General features: G+C 51.3%; 16 protein-coding genes. 10 read left to right on the forward strand and 6 right to left on the reverse strand.

Going from position 1 to position 16,341, the window contains the following annotated elements; genetic code table 11:
- Nucleotides 1–22: 22 nt before the first annotated feature.
- Together ACJJIW_RS01440 and ACJJIW_RS01445 are read right to left on the reverse strand one after the other, a co-directional pair.
- Nucleotides 23–826 (reverse strand): putative RNA methyltransferase, encoded by an 804-nt coding sequence (locus ACJJIW_RS01440; RefSeq protein WP_444892963.1) that lies wholly within the window; start codon nt 824–826, stop codon nt 23–25.
- Nucleotides 823–2,460 (reverse strand): GMC family oxidoreductase, encoded by a 1,638-nt coding sequence (locus tag ACJJIW_RS01445; RefSeq protein ID WP_444936523.1) that lies wholly within the window; start codon nt 2,458–2,460, stop codon nt 823–825. Before ACJJIW_RS01445 ends, ACJJIW_RS01440 begins: the two co-directional genes overlap by 4 nt.
- Before the next feature lie 84 nt (nt 2,461–2,544).
- Between ACJJIW_RS01445 and ACJJIW_RS01450 the strand changes: the two genes are divergently transcribed.
- The gene (locus tag ACJJIW_RS01450; RefSeq protein ID WP_444936524.1) at nt 2,545–3,228 is read left to right on the forward strand and encodes a class I SAM-dependent methyltransferase; all 684 of its coding nucleotides are present in this window, start codon (nt 2,545–2,547) and stop codon (nt 3,226–3,228) included.
- Nucleotides 3,229–3,260: 32 nt separating this feature from the next.
- Here ACJJIW_RS01450 and ACJJIW_RS01455 read toward each other — a convergent pair whose 3' ends face one another.
- Nucleotides 3,261–3,413 (reverse strand): hypothetical protein, encoded by a 153-nt coding sequence (locus ACJJIW_RS01455; RefSeq protein ID WP_444936525.1) that lies wholly within the window; start codon nt 3,411–3,413, stop codon nt 3,261–3,263.
- A 165-nt stretch (nt 3,414–3,578) separates the two neighbouring features.
- On the opposite strand from ACJJIW_RS01455, the gene ACJJIW_RS01460 reads away from it, so the two are divergent.
- Nucleotides 3,579–4,067 (forward strand): hypothetical protein, encoded by a 489-nt coding sequence (locus ACJJIW_RS01460; RefSeq protein ID WP_282933982.1) that lies wholly within the window; start codon nt 3,579–3,581, stop codon nt 4,065–4,067.
- A gap of 88 nt (nt 4,068–4,155) precedes the next feature.
- Nucleotides 4,156–4,650 carry an RDD family protein gene (locus tag ACJJIW_RS01465; protein ID WP_444936526.1) on the forward strand — a complete coding sequence of 165 codons (495 nt, stop codon included), beginning with the start codon at nt 4,156–4,158 and terminating at the stop codon, nt 4,648–4,650.
- 13 nt (nt 4,651–4,663) lie between these two features.
- On the opposite strand, the gene lptG is transcribed toward ACJJIW_RS01465, so the two are convergent.
- Both lptG and lptF read right to left on the reverse strand, forming a co-directional pair.
- Nucleotides 4,664–5,725, reverse strand: coding sequence for an LPS export ABC transporter permease LptG (gene lptG, locus ACJJIW_RS01470; protein ID WP_282933984.1), 1,062 nt, complete (start codon nt 5,723–5,725; stop codon nt 4,664–4,666).
- Nucleotides 5,718–6,851, reverse strand: coding sequence for an LPS export ABC transporter permease LptF (gene lptF / locus ACJJIW_RS01475; RefSeq protein WP_444936527.1), 1,134 nt, complete (start codon nt 6,849–6,851; stop codon nt 5,718–5,720). The genes lptG and lptF overlap by 8 nt, the downstream gene beginning before the upstream one ends.
- Before the next feature lie 189 nt (nt 6,852–7,040).
- Here lptF and ACJJIW_RS01480 point away from each other — a divergent pair, with 189 nt between their 5' ends.
- The 5 genes from ACJJIW_RS01480 to ACJJIW_RS01500 all read left to right on the forward strand — a co-directional run bounded on the left by ACJJIW_RS01480 (nt 7,041) and on the right by ACJJIW_RS01500 (nt 13,955).
- Entirely contained in the window at nt 7,041–8,507 is a 1,467-nt protein-coding gene (locus tag ACJJIW_RS01480) for a leucyl aminopeptidase (RefSeq protein WP_282933986.1), read from the forward strand.
- Nucleotides 8,508–8,636: 129 nt separating this feature from the next.
- Entirely contained in the window at nt 8,637–9,059 is a 423-nt protein-coding gene (locus tag ACJJIW_RS01485; protein WP_444919233.1) for a DNA polymerase III subunit chi, read from the forward strand.
- A 24-nt stretch (nt 9,060–9,083) separates the two neighbouring features.
- Nucleotides 9,084–9,974: a hypothetical protein gene (locus tag ACJJIW_RS01490; RefSeq protein ID WP_444936528.1), complete on the forward strand. Its 891-nt coding sequence runs from the start codon at nt 9,084–9,086 to the stop codon at nt 9,972–9,974.
- A gap of 173 nt (nt 9,975–10,147) precedes the next feature.
- A complete protein-coding gene (locus ACJJIW_RS01495) occupies nt 10,148–12,922 on the forward strand; it encodes a valine--tRNA ligase (RefSeq protein ID WP_444936529.1) in 2,775 nt (924 codons plus the stop codon).
- A gap of 550 nt (nt 12,923–13,472) precedes the next feature.
- A complete protein-coding gene (locus tag ACJJIW_RS01500; protein WP_444936530.1) occupies nt 13,473–13,955 on the forward strand; it encodes a hypothetical protein in 483 nt (160 codons plus the stop codon).
- Between the two features lie 110 nt (nt 13,956–14,065).
- Here ACJJIW_RS01500 and csrA read toward each other — a convergent pair whose 3' ends face one another.
- Complete coding sequence (gene csrA / locus ACJJIW_RS01505; protein ID WP_444936531.1) at nt 14,066–14,254, reverse strand: carbon storage regulator CsrA; 189 nt, start codon at nt 14,252–14,254, stop codon at nt 14,066–14,068.
- A gap of 808 nt (nt 14,255–15,062) precedes the next feature.
- Between csrA and ACJJIW_RS01510 the strand changes: the two genes are divergently transcribed.
- Both ACJJIW_RS01510 and ACJJIW_RS01515 read left to right on the forward strand, forming a co-directional pair.
- Nucleotides 15,063–15,578, forward strand: a complete 516-nt coding sequence (locus ACJJIW_RS01510) for a hypothetical protein (protein ID WP_444936532.1) — start codon at nt 15,063–15,065, stop codon at nt 15,576–15,578.
- A 113-nt stretch (nt 15,579–15,691) separates the two neighbouring features.
- Complete coding sequence (locus tag ACJJIW_RS01515) at nt 15,692–16,339, forward strand: hypothetical protein (protein ID WP_444936533.1); 648 nt, start codon at nt 15,692–15,694, stop codon at nt 16,337–16,339.
- Nucleotides 16,340–16,341: the final 2 nt, after the last annotated feature.

Below are 16,341 nucleotides of genomic sequence, written 5' to 3' on the forward strand. Positions count from 1 at the left end.
ACCTCTACCTAGCAAATGCCTGTTATTTATGTTTAATAAAACGACGAATAACAAAGTCCGCCTCCAGCTCCAGGCTGTCGCGCTCTTCGAGTTTCTGCCGTTCTTCACGGTTGCCCTTCCAGGCAAAAGGCGTCATAGCAAGGAAATCTGAAATGGCCTGCTTGCCCTTCAATACAAACGGGAAAGAGCAGCGCATATCGACTTCCGGCGTCAATTTCTCAATCACTTTGGGTGCGGGATGTTTACGCGGCTCTTTATAGAGGTAGTTCTTTAGTGTCCACAAGTGATCGGGGCCAGGGGATACATCTACCAGATGACCACCGACTTTAATCACCCGCTCCATTTCATGATCGGGGGCTGGGGCAAAGATCTTCAGCAGGTTATCCACCGACTCCGAGACCACCGGCAAATTTACATTGCTGGCAACCACAAACTGAGCGCCACTGTCGCGCTTGGCCGCCATACGCACGCCGGATTTTGAAATGTCGATACCGGAAAGGCCGTGGCCATGCCAGCCAGCGGACTCAAGCTCTCGCAGGTAATACCCCTCACCGCAACCGATATCCAGTAAACGGCGGCCGGGCTTGTAGGGCAAGAGCGCCGAGATACTATCAACCAGGGGCCGATAGTAGCCGGCGTGAAGAAAGCGCCGCCGCGCGTGAAGCATCTCCGAAGAGTCACCGGGATCTTTGCGGCGCTTGCGATAAACGGGCAACAAATTGACGTAGCCCTCACGCGCGCGATCAAAACTATGTCGATTGGTACAGTGCCAAGTATCTTTTCCTAAAGTTAAGGGGGCAGCACAGAGCGGGCATTGCCAAATCATTCAACTTCCTGAGTGTGTCTATTCTCTTTTACAAACGAGCGCGAAGACCGCTGCATAATCAAATCTGCCGCCTTCTCCGCAATAGCGATCACAGGCGCATTGGTATTGCCACTGATCAGGGTGGGCATTATGGAGGCGTCCACAACCCTCAGTCCATCCACACCGTGTACTTTTAGCTCGCTGTCCACTACAGCCAATTCATCACTCCCCATTCGACAGGTACCTATCGGATGGTAGATGGATTCTGCATGCTGGCGAATATAGTGGATGATTGACTCTCTATCACTCAACTTCTGCTCTGGACGCAAGGACTTTTTCTTGTAGCGACTCAGTTCCTCCTGGGCGAGGATATCCTGTGCCATTTCAAATGCCTCCACCATTACCTGCAGATCCTCGGGCTCACTCAGGTAGTTGGGTTCAATTCTGGGCAGTTTACGTGGATCGGTGGAGTCCAGAGTGATCTCACCGCGACTCTTAGGCCTCAGGGCACAGGCGTGAAGGGAGTAACCGTAGCAGGTGCGCTTATTAAACCCATGTTGGAAAGTCGGGACTGCCGTCATGTGGAACTGAATATCCGGGTTACCCCCCGCCAGACTGGAACTGGCAAAGCCCCCCGCCTCGGCCACATTGCTGGTTAAGGGCCCTTTATTTAAAAAGATCAGTTCTGGCAGGCGCATTGCGGTGAGGAGCTTCGGCCATAGTGCCTCGGAAAAGCTAACTGCTTCAGAGGCTTCCACTACTTGTATGATATCCAGGTGGTCCTGCAGGTTTTTTCCGACACCGGGAAGATGCGCTTGCGAAGTCACTCCAGATTTACGCAATTGGTCCTGATCCCCAATACCGGATAGCAACAATATCTGTGGCGACTGGATAGCACCGGCACTTAAAATCACTTCCTTGTTCGCCAGGATTTTAGTGCCATCAAGCAATTCGACGCCGGTCGCTTTCTCTCCCCTGAGAATAATCCTCGCCACCTGACTATTGGTACGAACATGTAGGTTAGAACGGCTAGAAACTGGGTGCAGATAAGCTGTAGCGGCAGAGCAGCGGCGTCCGCGCCGTTGGGTTACTTGGTAAAAACCCACGCCATTTTGCTGGCTGCCATTGAAATCATTATTCGGCCGGTGTCCCAGGGACTCAGCTGCGCGTAAAAAAGCATGGCCCGATCGGGTTTTCCACTTTAAATCCGAGACCGACAGAGGGCCGTAGCCACTGTGGTGCGCATCAGTACCCCGTTCATTGCCTTCCGACATTAAAAAGTAAGGCAACAAACCCTTCCAACCCCAACCGGGATTACCCTCCGCTTCCCAGGCATCGTAGTCATCGCTATTGCCACGGATATAAACCATGGCATTTATAGAGCTACTACCCCCGAGGGTCCTGCCCCTCGGCCAAAACAGTTTCCTGTCATTCAGGTGCTTTTGTGGCGTGGTATGGTGGTGTAGGTTATAGCGAGTACCCGGCAGTAACTCGCCAATACCCACAGGGATGGAGATCAGGGGGCTCCGATCTTTAGGACCCGCCTCCAGAAGACAAACTCGATTCTGCTCTTCGGCACTGAGCCGATTTGCTAAAACACAACCGGCGGAGCCGGCACCTACGATCACATAATCAAAAATCATTTGAGTGGACATGGGACCTCAGCACCTTTGTAGCTGGATGGTCCACTGACGGTACACTCAAGCTGTGAATAATGACAGGCTGGAGGTCACCCAAGCATGCCCAATTCCGAATTCAGTGATGATCAGGTACTCACCTGCTGGCATAAGAATGCTCATGAGTGGACTAAAGTAGTAGACAATGCCGCCATTCCCAGCCGCCGACTGGTCACTGATGCCGCCATTGTCAGCACAATCATGGCGTACCAACCTGCAAGCATTTTAGATATCGGTTGCGGTGAAGGCTGGCTCAGTAGAAAACTGGCGGAGCAAGGTATTCGAGTCTGTGGTGTCGATGGCGTTAAAGATTTAGTGGATATTGCCAGCGCTCGAGCAGGCGCCAATGAGTCCTACCGGCGATTGCAATACGAAGAAATTTGCGCCGAAAAACTGGAACAACAGTTTGAACTTATCGTGTGCAACTTCTCTCTCATCGGAAAGGAATCTGTCGAGCAACTATTCAGCCATGCACGCGAGTTAATGCTGCCCGGTGGGTATTTTGTCATCCAAACTCTTCACCCCCATCAAGCCTGCGGTAATGAGCCCTATCAAGATGGATGGCGCCCGGGATCTTGGGAAGGTATTGAGGGAGATTTTGAAGAGGCCGCTCCCTGGTATTTCCGCACCCTGGAAAGTTGGGTCCAGCTATTTCGCGACAACGGCTTTGCCGTAGAAGCGGTTCACGAACCCAGGGCCAATACACAACCAACCCCATCTTCACTGATTATTTGTGGAAGAATTTAGCGGTAGCGCATTTTGGAACTCTTTCCTGGCACCTAAGCCCCGATCCGGTGGAAAGAGGAGCTATTCAAGACAATTTTTTCATCAGCGCTGGCACAGAAATACCAAAACAATAATAAAAAAACATTGGCGGGCTCCTGCTCACGCTCCCGACCACTTGGACAAAAATGAAAAAGTATCCATTTCATGCGGCCTCCAAGGAAAGAGCTGACTTTTTCGGACTGTCCAGTAAGTGGAGTTGCATCAGCCGCCTAATTTATCCAAAAAAATGCTTTGTTAAGGGTGACCCATAATAAATTCAACGACCGCTTGCGGCCATCGAAATGAGAAGTTGACACCCAGGGGTAAACAGAATGCTACTCTGCAGTTTCCGATTCAGCGCCAATCAACTAGTGCCAAAGACCGTTGGCCTATTTCTCCTGCCCGCGTGCTGTGTCTGTTCTGCCGATGAATTGTTTATCCCCGATTCCCATGAAACCCTGAATATGGAATCCGGTAGCCTGTTTTTTTCCGACAGCGCATTTGCAATGGATAACGAAGCCCTGGTCCAGGCCGCCGAGTACTTGCGCACCAATAGTATGAGCAACGTACAGCGACGCCTGAATTACCAGTGGCTGCAGATGCACACCAATCCAGACAAGTTTAAGCCCCTGAAAGGCGGCAAAGCCCTATCCAAAATCCTGCGAATGGGCCTTGAGACTTATAAAGCACAAAACTCCCGTGCCGCACGTACAGGCTTGCTCAGGTACACCAACAACGAGGGCAAGATCGGCAGCTCGGTGGACTACGGCATTTCTCTGTCCGACGACAAATTCAAGTTCTCTTTTGAGCTGGAGTTTTAGGAAGCCCCTGAACTCAGGCGCGCTACCTCTCCTTCCCCGTTTACAGGTTTGTTAGAATCTCCGCCACTAAAAATCAGCGGAGATAAGCGTGAGTAGCTCGAACACCCCCAAATCCTTTCCTGAACTCCCTGTTGCCGGGGTGGGTCCGCGCCTGGCCGCACTGCTCTACGACCTGCTGATACTGATGGGCCTACTGGTGGTTTACGGCTTTATCGCGCTGATGGTTGCCTCTACCGTGGTGGGTCTCAACTGCCAGCCCGAGGTAAATGACTACAACCCCTGTGTCAGCGGACCATTCTTCCAGCTGGGCGCTCTAGCGGTTATCGTAGGGTATTTCTTCTGGTCCTGGAGGGCTGCGGGTCAAACTGTGGGGATGCGCGCCTGGCGTCTGCTGCTGGCGAGCCCAAACGGAGCCCAGCTCACTTGGTGCCAGTGTATCCTTCGCGCCATCGTAGCGCCGCTATCTATTGCTTGTTTGGGACTCGGTTACTTCTCTGCCTGGGCCAGATCCGACAAGGCCACGTGGCATGACCTTATCTCCGAGTCCGAGGTGCGCGTACTTCCCAAGAAGTCTAAAAAGTAGAAGGCCAGGGGCCCTAACGGGCCCGCTGCAGTAGATACCATCCCGCGCCAAAGCACAGCAATATCGGTAGTAACACCGCGAAGAAAGGCGGGAAACCAAATACCAGGGAAGATGGCCCCAGCATATCCTGGACAAACTGGAACACCAGGCCAACCACCAATCCGGTAAACACACGCAGTCCGGTGGTTACCTCCCGCAGAGGGCCAAAAATAAAGGAGATAGCCACCATCACCAGACTCGCGATAGTGAGTGGCTGCAATACTTTTTTCCAGAACTGTAACCAGTAGCGACTGGAATCCTCGCCCTTGCGATCGAGGAACTTACCGTAAGCCCACAGATTGCGCGGCGACAGATCCGCTGGCAAAGGCACCACCAAAGCAAATAACTCTGGCGAAATCTCCGCCTTCCATTCAGTCGTAGGCAATACCTCACTCTCGGTATGCTCACCGGTGAAGAGAGTCGTGCGGCTATTCTCAAGCTCCCAGCGCTTACCATCAAAATGACCGCGTTCAGCAAATTCTACCCGCTCCAGTTCCCGGCCTGCACCAAAGTGATATCGGGTTACACCGTAGAGCTCTCCATCCGGCAGTGCCGCGTTGAAGTGAACAAACTCACCGCTGTCTTTCAGCCACAGGCCACTTTCCAAGCCGCTGGCCTCCAGCTCACCCAAAGCTCTGGCTTTATCACTCTCCGCAATCACATTGGTTTTGGGAATAACAAACTCAGCCAAGGCCAAGCCCAACAAAATCAACAGCATGATGGGTTTCATCACCGCCCAGGTGATTCGACCAATTGAGACCCCGGCAGCACGAATAACAGTCAGCTCACTGGTACCTGCCAATGAACCCAGCCCTACCAAGCAGCCAACCAAGGCGGAAAAACCCAGTTGCTCATAAATGCGTGCGGGCAAAGTCCAACCCACATACTTCAGGGCATCGACAAAGCCGTACTCATTCTTCAACTCTCCCAACTGGTCCACCAGCGCAAAGACCACGGTAAGACCAAGAATAATCATTAATGCGCCACCCACGGCAACCACAACCGTACGGGCGATATAGAGATCGAGCTTACTCACCTGGCGACTCCTTCACACTCTCGGGCAAACGCTTGGGCGGCGCCTTGCGCCAATTTCTTCCCGCTAACAACAGCAAGCCGAGCAGTAGGAACGGTGGGTGTACCAGCCAAATCATTGCCGGGTTGGAAATCTTGCCGTCCTCAATCGCCCCTCTAACGCCCTGCAGGATTACCAGGTAGGTGATATACAACAAAATGGCCGGGATCATCTTCGCAAAGCGCCCCTGACGAGGATTGGTACGGGATAGTGGCACCGCCAGCACTGCAACCACCAACACCAATACGGGAAGGCTGAAGCGCCAATAGAGATAGGCCCTCTGCTGCGGGTCATCGCCTTCAAGCAGATCCAGGGTTGAAGCCGATTCCATCTGGTCTTGCTGGCGGCTTCGTTCGCGGGGCACCTCAAGAATCACAGAATAGCTGGCAAATTTCATTTGACGGTATTCCCGCTCACCGGGCACACCCTCATAGCGATAACCATCGCGCAACACCAAATAGCGCAACCCTGTCTTTGGGTCGATCTCCTGCACACCTTCACGAGCGCGGATAACAATCTGCTGGTCTGCCTCGGTTTCCTCTTCCGCACCACCCAGTTCTGCCAGGAACACCCCCAACATGGTGGACTTGTCCTCGCTCAACGCATCGGCGTAATAAACCGCGCGACCGCCTTGAGAGGAAACAAATTTCTTTGGCACCAAATGATCAAATTCGTTGCGGGCCTTTTCTGCATTTAACAGGCTGGTGGAACGCGCCATACCGGCTGGAGAGAAATACAGGCTCATGGACGCCACCACCAGCGCCAGCATCAGTGCTGGAATCATGGTGTAGCCCAGCAAACGCCAATCACTAAAGCCGCAGGCGTGCAGAACCGTCATTTCGCTTTCTATATAGAGGCGGCCATAAGCGAGGAGAATCCCCACAAACAGACCCAGCGGTAGAACCAGTTCCAGGAATCCCGGCAAGCGGAACCCCATCAGGGAGAACAGGATATTCGCTGAAATATCACCGGCGGCAGCCTCCGCCAGGTATTTCACGAATCGGCCGCTCATCACAATTAACAGCAAAATTGCGCTGACCGCTAGCGTGGCAAACAGCAGCTCGCGGCAGAGATAGCGAAAAATAATCACAGGGCGAACAAATTCCTTGGTGACAGCGGTGTGACGGCATCTGAATCAATAATGAGTAAGTTTCCCACCGGGTACAGCAATCCATAGACAGGCGGGTTAAACTTGTGCGACGCATTATCACTAAAAATTCTTGCTATGTCTCGGCCCTGAGGCATGCAATCTATTGTCAGATTTTAAGGAAAGCGAAAAATGCAGTTCTCCGCCAAGGTTGCAGATATCAGTAAACAACGCAGCGCCTGCTCAATTATTTCAGCAGATGCCAAAAATAACCTCAGCGAAAGTGGCAAAAGCCTGGATAAATTGACTGGGGGAATGATCGCAAAAATCCTCAAGCGCGGGGACTTGGGGGCCAAATCCGGCAGCACCCAGCTGATCAATCTTATCGACGTTCCCAGCGAGCGCGTTCTGGTCGTGCGCACCGGTAAAGGCACCATCAGCCAGGCGGAATTCCGCAAGCTGGCATCCAGCAGTGCCAATGGAGTAAAGAACTTTAAAGAGGCAGCGAGCTACCTCTGCGAGGTAGAGGTTGAAGGTGCCGATAATCGCTGGAAAGCACAGCAAATCGCCATGGCTGCCGGCCTGGCAAGCTATCGCTACACCCTGTCCCGCACTGATGCAAAGCCCCTGCCCCTGGCGAAATTCACCATCCACGCCCCAGAGAAAAAGCAGCTGAAAGCTATTCAAGGCGGCATGGAAGTGGGTGCCGCTCAAGCACTGGGCAGCAATGTCGCCCGTGATTTGGGGGATCTCCCAGGCAATATCTGTACCCCCAATTACCTGGTTGCCCAGGCGAAGGCACTGGCTAAAAAACACGCAAAGCTTACCACCAGCGTGTTGGACGAAAAGAAAATGAAAGCCCTGGGCATGGGTGCTTTCCTCAGCGTCTCCAAAGGCAGCGACGAACCCCCCGCACTGATTGCCATGAACTACAAAGGTGGCAAGGCCAGCGAAAAACCTGTGGTATTGGTCGGTAAAGGCATCACCTTCGATAGCGGCGGCATCAGCATCAAGCCGGGCCAGGCTATGGACGAAATGAAATACGACATGGGCGGTGCCGCTAGTGTCTTCGGCGTAATGAACGCCCTGGTTGAACTGCAGCCTTCTATCAACGTAGTAGGCCTGGTTGCCGCTGCTGAAAATATGCCCAGCGGCCGCGCCAGCAAGCCCGGTGATGTTGTGACTTCCATGTCCGGCAAAACCATCGAAATCCTCAACACCGATGCCGAAGGCCGCCTGGTTCTGTGCGATACGATCACCTACGCAGCCAAGTTCAAGCCCAGCGCAGTGATTGATATCGCCACCCTCACCGGTGCCTGTGTTATTGCCCTGGGCCACCACGCCACCGGTCTCTACGCTAATAACGAAGAACTGGCCAAGAGCCTTCTCCAGGCTGGCGAAACTACTGGCGACCGCGCATGGCAAATGCCACTGTGGGACGAGTACCAGTCCTCCCTGGATTCCAATTTTGCCGATATCCAAAACATCGGTGGACGCGAAGCCGGTTCAGTAACCGCTGCCTGCTTCCTGGCGCGTTTTGCCAAAGACTACAAGTGGGCACATATGGATATTGCCGGTAGTGCCTGGAAGTCCGGCGCACAGAAAGGTGCAACCGGCCGTCCGGTTCCTCTACTGGTTGAATATCTACTGGGCAAATAAGTAGCCAAAGCGCACAATAGCCGCCGGCACCATCGGTGCCCGGCGCGCCGGGCGGTCCATTGATTAATGGGCCGCTTTTGTTTTTGGCAGCGTATCAATATGGCCGGGATTATTTGACCAGTATCTGTAATGACTCGCATTGATTTCTATATTCTCTCTTCCGACCAACCGGAACACGCCGATGTTTTTGCCTGCCGCCTGGCTGAGAAAGCCTTCCGCGCGGGTATGCGGGTATTAATCGCGGTGGACGACGCGCAACGGGCGGAGCAGATGGATCAACTGCTGTGGACATTTCGCGAGGACAGTTTTCTGCCCCACGCCCCGCAAACTGAAAACCAACAGGCGCAAATAGAAATTAATAGCGGAGAAGACCCCGCAGATCACCACGGCTTACTGATCAATCTCTGCTCCAAAGTACCCAAGTGGTTTAGCCGCTTTGAACGCTTGGCAGAAGTTGTGATCCAACAACCGGAACCATTAAAACGGTCCCGATTGCGATTTGGTCACTTCCGCGATCGCGGATATCCGTTACAATCCCATAAGATCAATTAGAGCCTCTAACTACGTCCGAGAGTCATGTCCGGCAAGAAAAACAAACACAAGCAACGCGGACAGCAGCGCAAGCAGCCCAGTGAATTTCTGGATGAACTTAATTCACTGCACAACTTGCTTGTCACCGACGAGAACAATGAAGAAATCCCCGTGCTCAGCCAGGTGGCCAAGCAGGGTAATCCTGTAACCCCTGAGCCCCCCACTCTTCCCACTATTGCCGACATACCAAAACCCAGTGGGACACCGGCTACCAGTGAATTCGAAGATATCGATACCTCACTGGAAGATATCGACTTGCCGATTTTATTTTCACCGGTTGAAGAAGAGATGCTGGCCCAGCAATCCCTGTCGCTGGCGGAGTCTGACCTCGCTCTTTTGCGCCCGCTTCAAGAGCTGGCTGTAGAGGATGAGGAGCCTCAGGCATCCACAGATACCGGGCAAATCGAAGAAAAGCCCGTTGAAGATAAACCGGTTGAAACACACTTAGAGCAGAATTCCCGGGAAACCAAAGCTGAAAATATCCCAGAGGCCGAACCGGAGAGAGAGCCCGAACCGCAGCCGGAGCCCCGAGCGGAAAACCCGTTCCTGCCAAATCATATTCGCTCCCGCCTCACCGGTGGACGGCCCCTGCCAGTTGAAGAAAATACCCAAGTAACCGAAGCCCCAGTGCCCCCGGAAACAGAAGCCCCAGCAACAGTGGCCCCGGCCCCTGAAGTAAAGGAAGAAGCTGAACTTCCAAGCACTGAGGCCCAAGCCGCCGAAGAAGATCCGGCCGCAGACCCTGAGCCCTCCGCCAAAGAGCGCCAGCGCCAGGAATTGATCGAACAACTCGTCGCCCAGCAACTGCCCAAACTGGAGCGCCGCCTGCGCGCCCAAATAGAACACGTGGTCGACGAGCTCGGCGTTTGGGATTAAGAGACGGCCTAAGGGAGCCTCTGAATAACTCCCTAAGCTCAAATACCGCCTTTTTCCCACCAGACCCCGGCGGTATAATTGCCGCCTTTTCCGCGCAGCCCGAGCAAGCACCAGACTATCCTGAGCCAAAACGCTGTGCACGCAGTCAGTTAAACACAAGGTTTCCCGCCCGCATGGACAAAACATACCAGCCCAACGCCATCGAACAGCAGTGGTACAAAACCTGGGAGGAGAACGGCTACTTCAAGCCTTCCGGGGATACTGAGGCCAAGCCCTACAGCATTATGATCCCGCCGCCGAACGTCACCGGCAGCCTGCATATGGGCCACGGTTTCCAGGAGTCCATCATGGACGCCCTGATTCGCTACCACCGCATGCAGGGAGACAACACCCTGTGGCAAGTGGGCACCGACCATGCCGGTATCGCCACCCAGATGGTGGTAGAGCGCCTGCTGGGCGCCGAAGGCGTATCCCGCCACGACCTGGGCCGCGACAAGTTTATTGAGAAGGTCTGGGAGTGGAAGGAAGAGTCCGGCGGCACCATTACCCGCCAGCTGCGCCGCCTGGGCGCCAGCCCCGACTGGTCCCGCGAACGCTTCACCATGGACGACGGCTTCTACAAAGCAGTGCAGGAAGTCTTTATCAAACTGTATGAAGACGGACTGATTTATCGCGGCAAGCGCCTGGTGAACTGGGACCCGAAATTCCACACTGCGATCTCAGACCTGGAAGTACTAAACGAAGAGAAGCAGGGTCACCTGTGGCACTTCCGCTACCCGCTTTCCGATGGCTCCGGTCACTTGGTGGTTGCCACTACCCGCCCGGAAACCATGCTCGGCGATACCGCCATAGCCGTACACCCGGAAGACGAGCGCTACCAGCACCTGATCGGCAAGACCATCAAGTTGCCCCTGGCGGATCGCGAAATCCCGATTATTGCCGACGAATACGTCGATCGTGAATTCGGCACCGGCTGTGTGAAAATCACCCCAGCCCACGACTTCAACGACTACGAAATGGGCCAGCGCCACAACCTCGAGATGATTAACATCCTCGATGCCGACGCCCACCTGAACGACGCAGTGCCGGAAAAATACCGGGGCATGGAGCGCTTTGCCGCGCGCACCCAGATTGTCGACGACCTGGACGCCCTCGGCCTGCTGGAAAAAGTAGAGCCCCACACCCTTAAGGTACCTCACGGAGACCGCTCCGGCGCCGTGATCGAGCCCTGGCTCACCGATCAATGGTACGTAAAAACCCAGCCCCTGGCCGATGAAGCCATCGCCGCCGTTGAAGATGGCCGCGTTGAGTTCGTACCGAAGAACTACGAAAACATGTACTTCTCCTGGATGCGCGATATCCAGGACTGGTGTATTTCCCGCCAGCTGTGGTGGGGCCACCGCATCCCCGCCTGGTACGACAACGAAGGCAATGTCTATGTTGGCCGCAGCGAAGAAGAAGTGCGCGAGAAGCACAACCTGGGTGCCGACATCAGCCTGCGCCAGGACGACGACGTACTCGACACCTGGTTCTCCTCCGGCCTGTGGACCTTCGGCACCCTGGGCTGGCCAGAAGATACCGAAGAACTGAAAGCCTTCCACCCCAGCTCCGTACTGGTTACCGGCTTCGATATTATTTTCTTCTGGGTCGCGCGCATGATGATGCTGACCCTCTACTTCAAGAAAGAAGTACCGTTTAACACCGTGTACGTACACGGCCTGGTGCGCGACAACCACGGCCAGAAGATGTCCAAATCCAAGGGCAACGTGATCGATCCTATCGACTTGATCGACGGTATCGACCTGGAGACCCTGGTAGAGAAGCGCACCTCTGGTCTGATGCAACCGCACCTGCGCGAAAAGATCGAAAAGCAAACTCGCAAAGACTTCCCCGAAGGTTTCTCTGCTTTTGGTACCGATGCCCTGCGCTACACCTACTACTCACTGGCATCCACCGGCCGCGACATCAAGTTTGATGTGGGCCGTATCGAAGGCTTCCGCAATTTCTGTAACAAGATCTGGAATGCCTCCCGCTACGTACTGCAAAACTGCGAAGAGCACGATTGTGGACAGGACGGCAGCACGGATTTTGAACTGACCATCGCCGACCGCTGGATTATTTCCCAGCTGCAGCGCACCGAAATCACCGTACGCGAAGCCATGGATACCTACCGCTTCGACCTCGCCTCCCAGGCCCTGTACGACTTTATCTGGAGCGAGTACTGCAGCTGGTACCTGGAGCTGTCCAAGCCGGTACTGTGGGACGACAACGCCTCCGACGCAGTGAAGAAAGGCACCCGCCGCACCCTGATCCGCGTACTGGAAACCATTTTGCGTCTGGCCCACCCACTGATGCCGTTTATCACTGAAGAAATCTGGCAGCGTGTAAAAACCCTCGCCGGTTCCAACGGTGACACCATTATGCTGCAGCAGTACCCGGAAGCAGATAACAGCAAGATCGACGAAAAAGCGGAAGCGGCCGTTGCCTGGTTGAAGCAGGTTATTGAAGGCGTGCGTAATATTCGCGGTGAAATGAATATTTCCCCAGCGAAGAAAATCCCACTGATCCTGCGCGGCGGTTCTAGCCGAGACAAAGAACTGCTGGAGCAAGCCCGCAGCCTGCTGATCAAACTGGCGAGCCTCGAAGAAATCACCTGGCTGGAAAGTGGAGAAGCTGCACCAGCCTCCGCCACTGCCCTGGTAGGCGATATGGAATTGCTGGTACCCATGGCCGGCCTGATCGACGTTAAAGCCGAGAGTGCCCGTCTACAAAAAGAGATTGATAAACTTTCCAAAGAACTCGCACGGGTTGAAGGCAAACTCAACAATCCCAAGTTTGTGGACAAAGCCCCTGAGGCCGTTGTTGCCAAGGAGAAGGACAAGCTTGCAGAAATGAAAGGTGCTCACGAGCGTCTGCAACAGCAACTTGAGGAAATCAGCAACCTTTAATGGTTCTGCTAATCCGCTCCATTAAAGGGCGGATCTGATTTAAAAAAGGGGGCACTGCCCCCTTTTCTTTTTTTGATATAAATCAAACTGCCCCTTCTAGCCCTAGTGCCTTTCGATTTTTTATCAACTTCAGAACCCGGGTATGTGCTCAATGTACCTACATCGCTTATGGGTTTGTCAGCGCCAAAATCAGATTTACCAAAATGGTATACGACCTAAAGCGCACGAAAACGCTTCAAGCTACGCTCAATCTTTCAACCCTCCTGAGCACCTGATAAGAAATCAACATGATTTTCGATCGGCTTGGCTGTAATTTTTATAAAGATCCTGATAGACAGAAAACTCCAGGTACGACAGTGAGTTAGAGAAAGTCTATCCGTTGGGGATAGTGGGCAAAGTGATCATTTTTATATTTGGGACAAGAGCTAAAGCTTGTAGGTAATTTATTGATTCCTCCAGGTTTTTACGCATTTCTTCGTTAGATTGATTCCAGGATGGTAATCATGATAATGGTGGTCAGAATGTTTACTATATAAATGTTAGAAATACTATGAACCAAATACTCATACTTCTAGGCTTTTTGCTTTTTAGCTCGAAATCTTTCGGAGAATCAATATTTGTTGTGGGCGAGCCGTATTACAGAGGCGCTACTGAATACTTTGAAAAAGAAGAATGTCCTAATAATGGTGAATGCATTGAATTCGAATGGTTTAGGGAGTACAAAATAAAAAACGTTAAAGTTTTGTCGGGCAATATCAGATCAAACAAAATAGCATTTGTTATGGCGACTCATACTCCTAGATATACAAACGGCGATGGGTACCAAAAGTGGTACTTGGAGCTTGTCCCCATTACTCATCCTGAAGTGGGATATAAGGCTGTAGATTGGTACCCTGTATCAGAAATAGTATGCACAAAAAGTCCGCTGTCGAACGGTGCACGCACTCTTAAATCGTGGTACACATCGCGAAATGATGAGCCATGCTATGATCTAGTTGACCTCATTGAGAGCGATAAAATTTCTAACAAGTAAACCCAGCCGATCGCTGACGCAGCGGCTGATTGAAGCGTTAACACTCATATTAACACATCCGGTGGACTGGGCACACCAACGCGCGCCGCTGCTTCGCGCGTTCCTAAATATCAATCAACTCCATCCCCCAGCAGCCCCTCCTTTTGCAAACGTCTATAGATTTCCTCACGGTGAACGGGTAGAGATTTGGGAGCACGTATGCCTATCTTTACTTGATTACCCTTAACTTCCAATACCGTAATTGAGACGTTAGCTCCAATCCGTAAGTTTTCACCCGTCCGGCGCTTTAAAATCAACATATTTGCTTCCTATTAGTATTCAAACCATGCGTAGACCTCCCTTAATGGAAGGATTTAAAAGCAACTTTTAAGAAGCATCAGGTGGGGCACGAGAACGGTAGGCATAGAAGTAGAAAAGGCAGACGCAACGCTTCCAGAGCCAAGGGACACGCCCCAAACTACTGAATGGACTCCACTTTATTGAAGACGAGCGGGTTTCTAGCGTATGATCCATATAGCCATTTTGATACTTGGGTTATCAATTTGGTTAGCTGGCCCCGGGTGTTAGCGCACCTTGGGTCAGCGCCTTTTACTTACTTTTACGTCACGCTACCGTTCTCCTTTGAGGAAATGGTTTTTAGAAAATTCTTGATTCTCTCGAATCTCTTTGATCATTGGCCTTTAGAAGGCTTTTCAGTGATGTCCCAAATATCGATAAATATCTACTGATTTTACGCAGCTTTGACACTAAAACAAACTTAATAAAATCCAATAAGATTATTTTTGTGCCTATATTTTTTGTTGCTTACGCTTTGAAAATTTCGGTTACGTATAAAGATGACCGTTAAGACTGGTACTCTGCACTGCCTTTCGCTTTGGAACTCAGAGACAATAGATCACCCCGAGCAGCCTCACTTTGCTGATTTTATATTCACCTTGTTATTCTCTTCCATTATCAACATCGAAAATCAAGGTCAACCGCACATGTCCACAGCAAGAAAAAAGTTAACTTGTTGATTTTTAATGGTTTAAGACTGTGATCAAAAGCAGCAAAATATTAGGATATAATGCAGCTGCTTTTGAATACACTGTTACCTAAGGAAAGAACGTGGAAGAGTTGCTAAAAGCAATAAAAGATTCACTTTTGGGTATTACTAATGAGCGCTTTTATAAAACTGAAAGAGGCTTTCAAGGAGAGTTGAATGCGGAGTTGAGAAACAGGCTGCCCGGCTTCGAACTTGAGGGTGCTATCGTTGAGCAAGAATATCAGAAACGTATACCATACCATGGTTTTCGAATACGACCAGATTTAATAATTCATGTTCCTTTCGAGGGCGCAGACTTACAAAGTCGTTCTGAAGGAAATTTTGTGGTCATTGAACTAAAGCATCGTGCCACTAGAAGTGATGCTAGAGCAGACTACGAAAACCTTTATAAAATGTGTGAATCTCTCGGTTATCCGACTGCCGTATTTATCAATATTGACAGTGATGAAACTTACATAGAAGAAAGTATTCAGCCTAGTCAAGCCTCTATCTATGCATTTGCTGTTCGGTTGCGAGGTGGTGAAGTCCAAATCACCGAGCAAGAACAACCATACAATGCGCTGCAGGCCGACGTCTAAATTTGTGCACTTTATACGCTGTCGCTTCGCTCCGATTTTCGTGCATAAAACGCAAAAAGTTAGTTGCGGTTGAGTGCGGCGTTAAATTACCACCAGAATTAGGATAGTATTAAGTGAATAGAGAGCTTGCATTAGAAATATTCAATGAGAGTATTCTTCAAAACTGGTACTTCTATCTATTGATTCTGCTTCTGTCGATAGTGGGAGCATATATAGCCTCAATGGTGAAGGGTTTTAGTAAAGAGAAAAGCAAGTATTTGGCGATTAAGGCAAGTCTCAGAGCCATTGAAAAGAAGATTGAAATTACTACCAAAACATCAGAGTCAATAAAAACAAGTATTGAACATGACTTTTGGAGGAAACGCGAAAATGAATCAATTAGGAAGAAAAAGTTAGAGGAATACTATCCATGTATATCCTCACTGAACAAGAATCTTAATCTAGAGTTAATGAGTAAGCTACTGAATGCTGACGTAGACTACGATGAATGTTCCTTTGAAAAAGCAACCATGATTCAGGCTTTATATCTTCCCGAGCTTATTGAAGAGCATCTAGAATTATCCAAAATTGTCGAAAAGTACTCCAGATTCATTTCTGAAGGTCTATTTGCTAGTGCTTTACAAACGAAGAATGGTGTTGTAAATCCAAGGCCTACTGAGGATTATATGGCGAAGCAAGGTGCACTGAATAAAGAGTTGGTGACCCCAATTGTAAAGGCTTTAGAAAAGGCAAGGTTGGTAGCAAAGAATGCTAACACTTAATA

The sequence above is a fragment of the Microbulbifer maximicatervae (SeqCode) genome (assembly GCF_052467815.1).

Bases quoted from the DNA above. Each gene is read 5' to 3' on its own strand.
- ACJJIW_RS01460 (WP_282933982.1), top strand. From the start codon at position 3,579: ATGCTACTCTGCAGTTTCCGATTCAGCGCCAATCAACTAGTGCCAAAG.
- csrA (WP_444936531.1), bottom strand. From the start codon at position 14,254: ATGTTGATTTTAAAGCGCCGGACGGGTGAAAACTTACGGATTGGAGCT.
- ACJJIW_RS01455 (WP_444936525.1), bottom strand. From the start codon at position 3,413: ATGAAATGGATACTTTTTCATTTTTGTCCAAGTGGTCGGGAGCGTGAG.
- ACJJIW_RS01490 (WP_444936528.1), top strand. From the start codon at position 9,084: ATGTCCGGCAAGAAAAACAAACACAAGCAACGCGGACAGCAGCGCAAG.
- ACJJIW_RS01485 (WP_444919233.1), top strand. From the start codon at position 8,637: ATGACTCGCATTGATTTCTATATTCTCTCTTCCGACCAACCGGAACAC.
- ACJJIW_RS01500 (WP_444936530.1), top strand. From the start codon at position 13,473: ATGAACCAAATACTCATACTTCTAGGCTTTTTGCTTTTTAGCTCGAAA.
- ACJJIW_RS01440 (WP_444892963.1), bottom strand. From the start codon at position 826: ATGATTTGGCAATGCCCGCTCTGTGCTGCCCCCTTAACTTTAGGAAAA.
- ACJJIW_RS01495 (WP_444936529.1), top strand. From the start codon at position 10,148: ATGGACAAAACATACCAGCCCAACGCCATCGAACAGCAGTGGTACAAA.
- ACJJIW_RS01445 (WP_444936523.1), bottom strand. From the start codon at position 2,460: ATGTCCACTCAAATGATTTTTGATTATGTGATCGTAGGTGCCGGCTCC.
- ACJJIW_RS01450 (WP_444936524.1), top strand. From the start codon at position 2,545: ATGCCCAATTCCGAATTCAGTGATGATCAGGTACTCACCTGCTGGCAT.
- ACJJIW_RS01480 (WP_282933986.1), top strand. From the start codon at position 7,041: ATGCAGTTCTCCGCCAAGGTTGCAGATATCAGTAAACAACGCAGCGCC.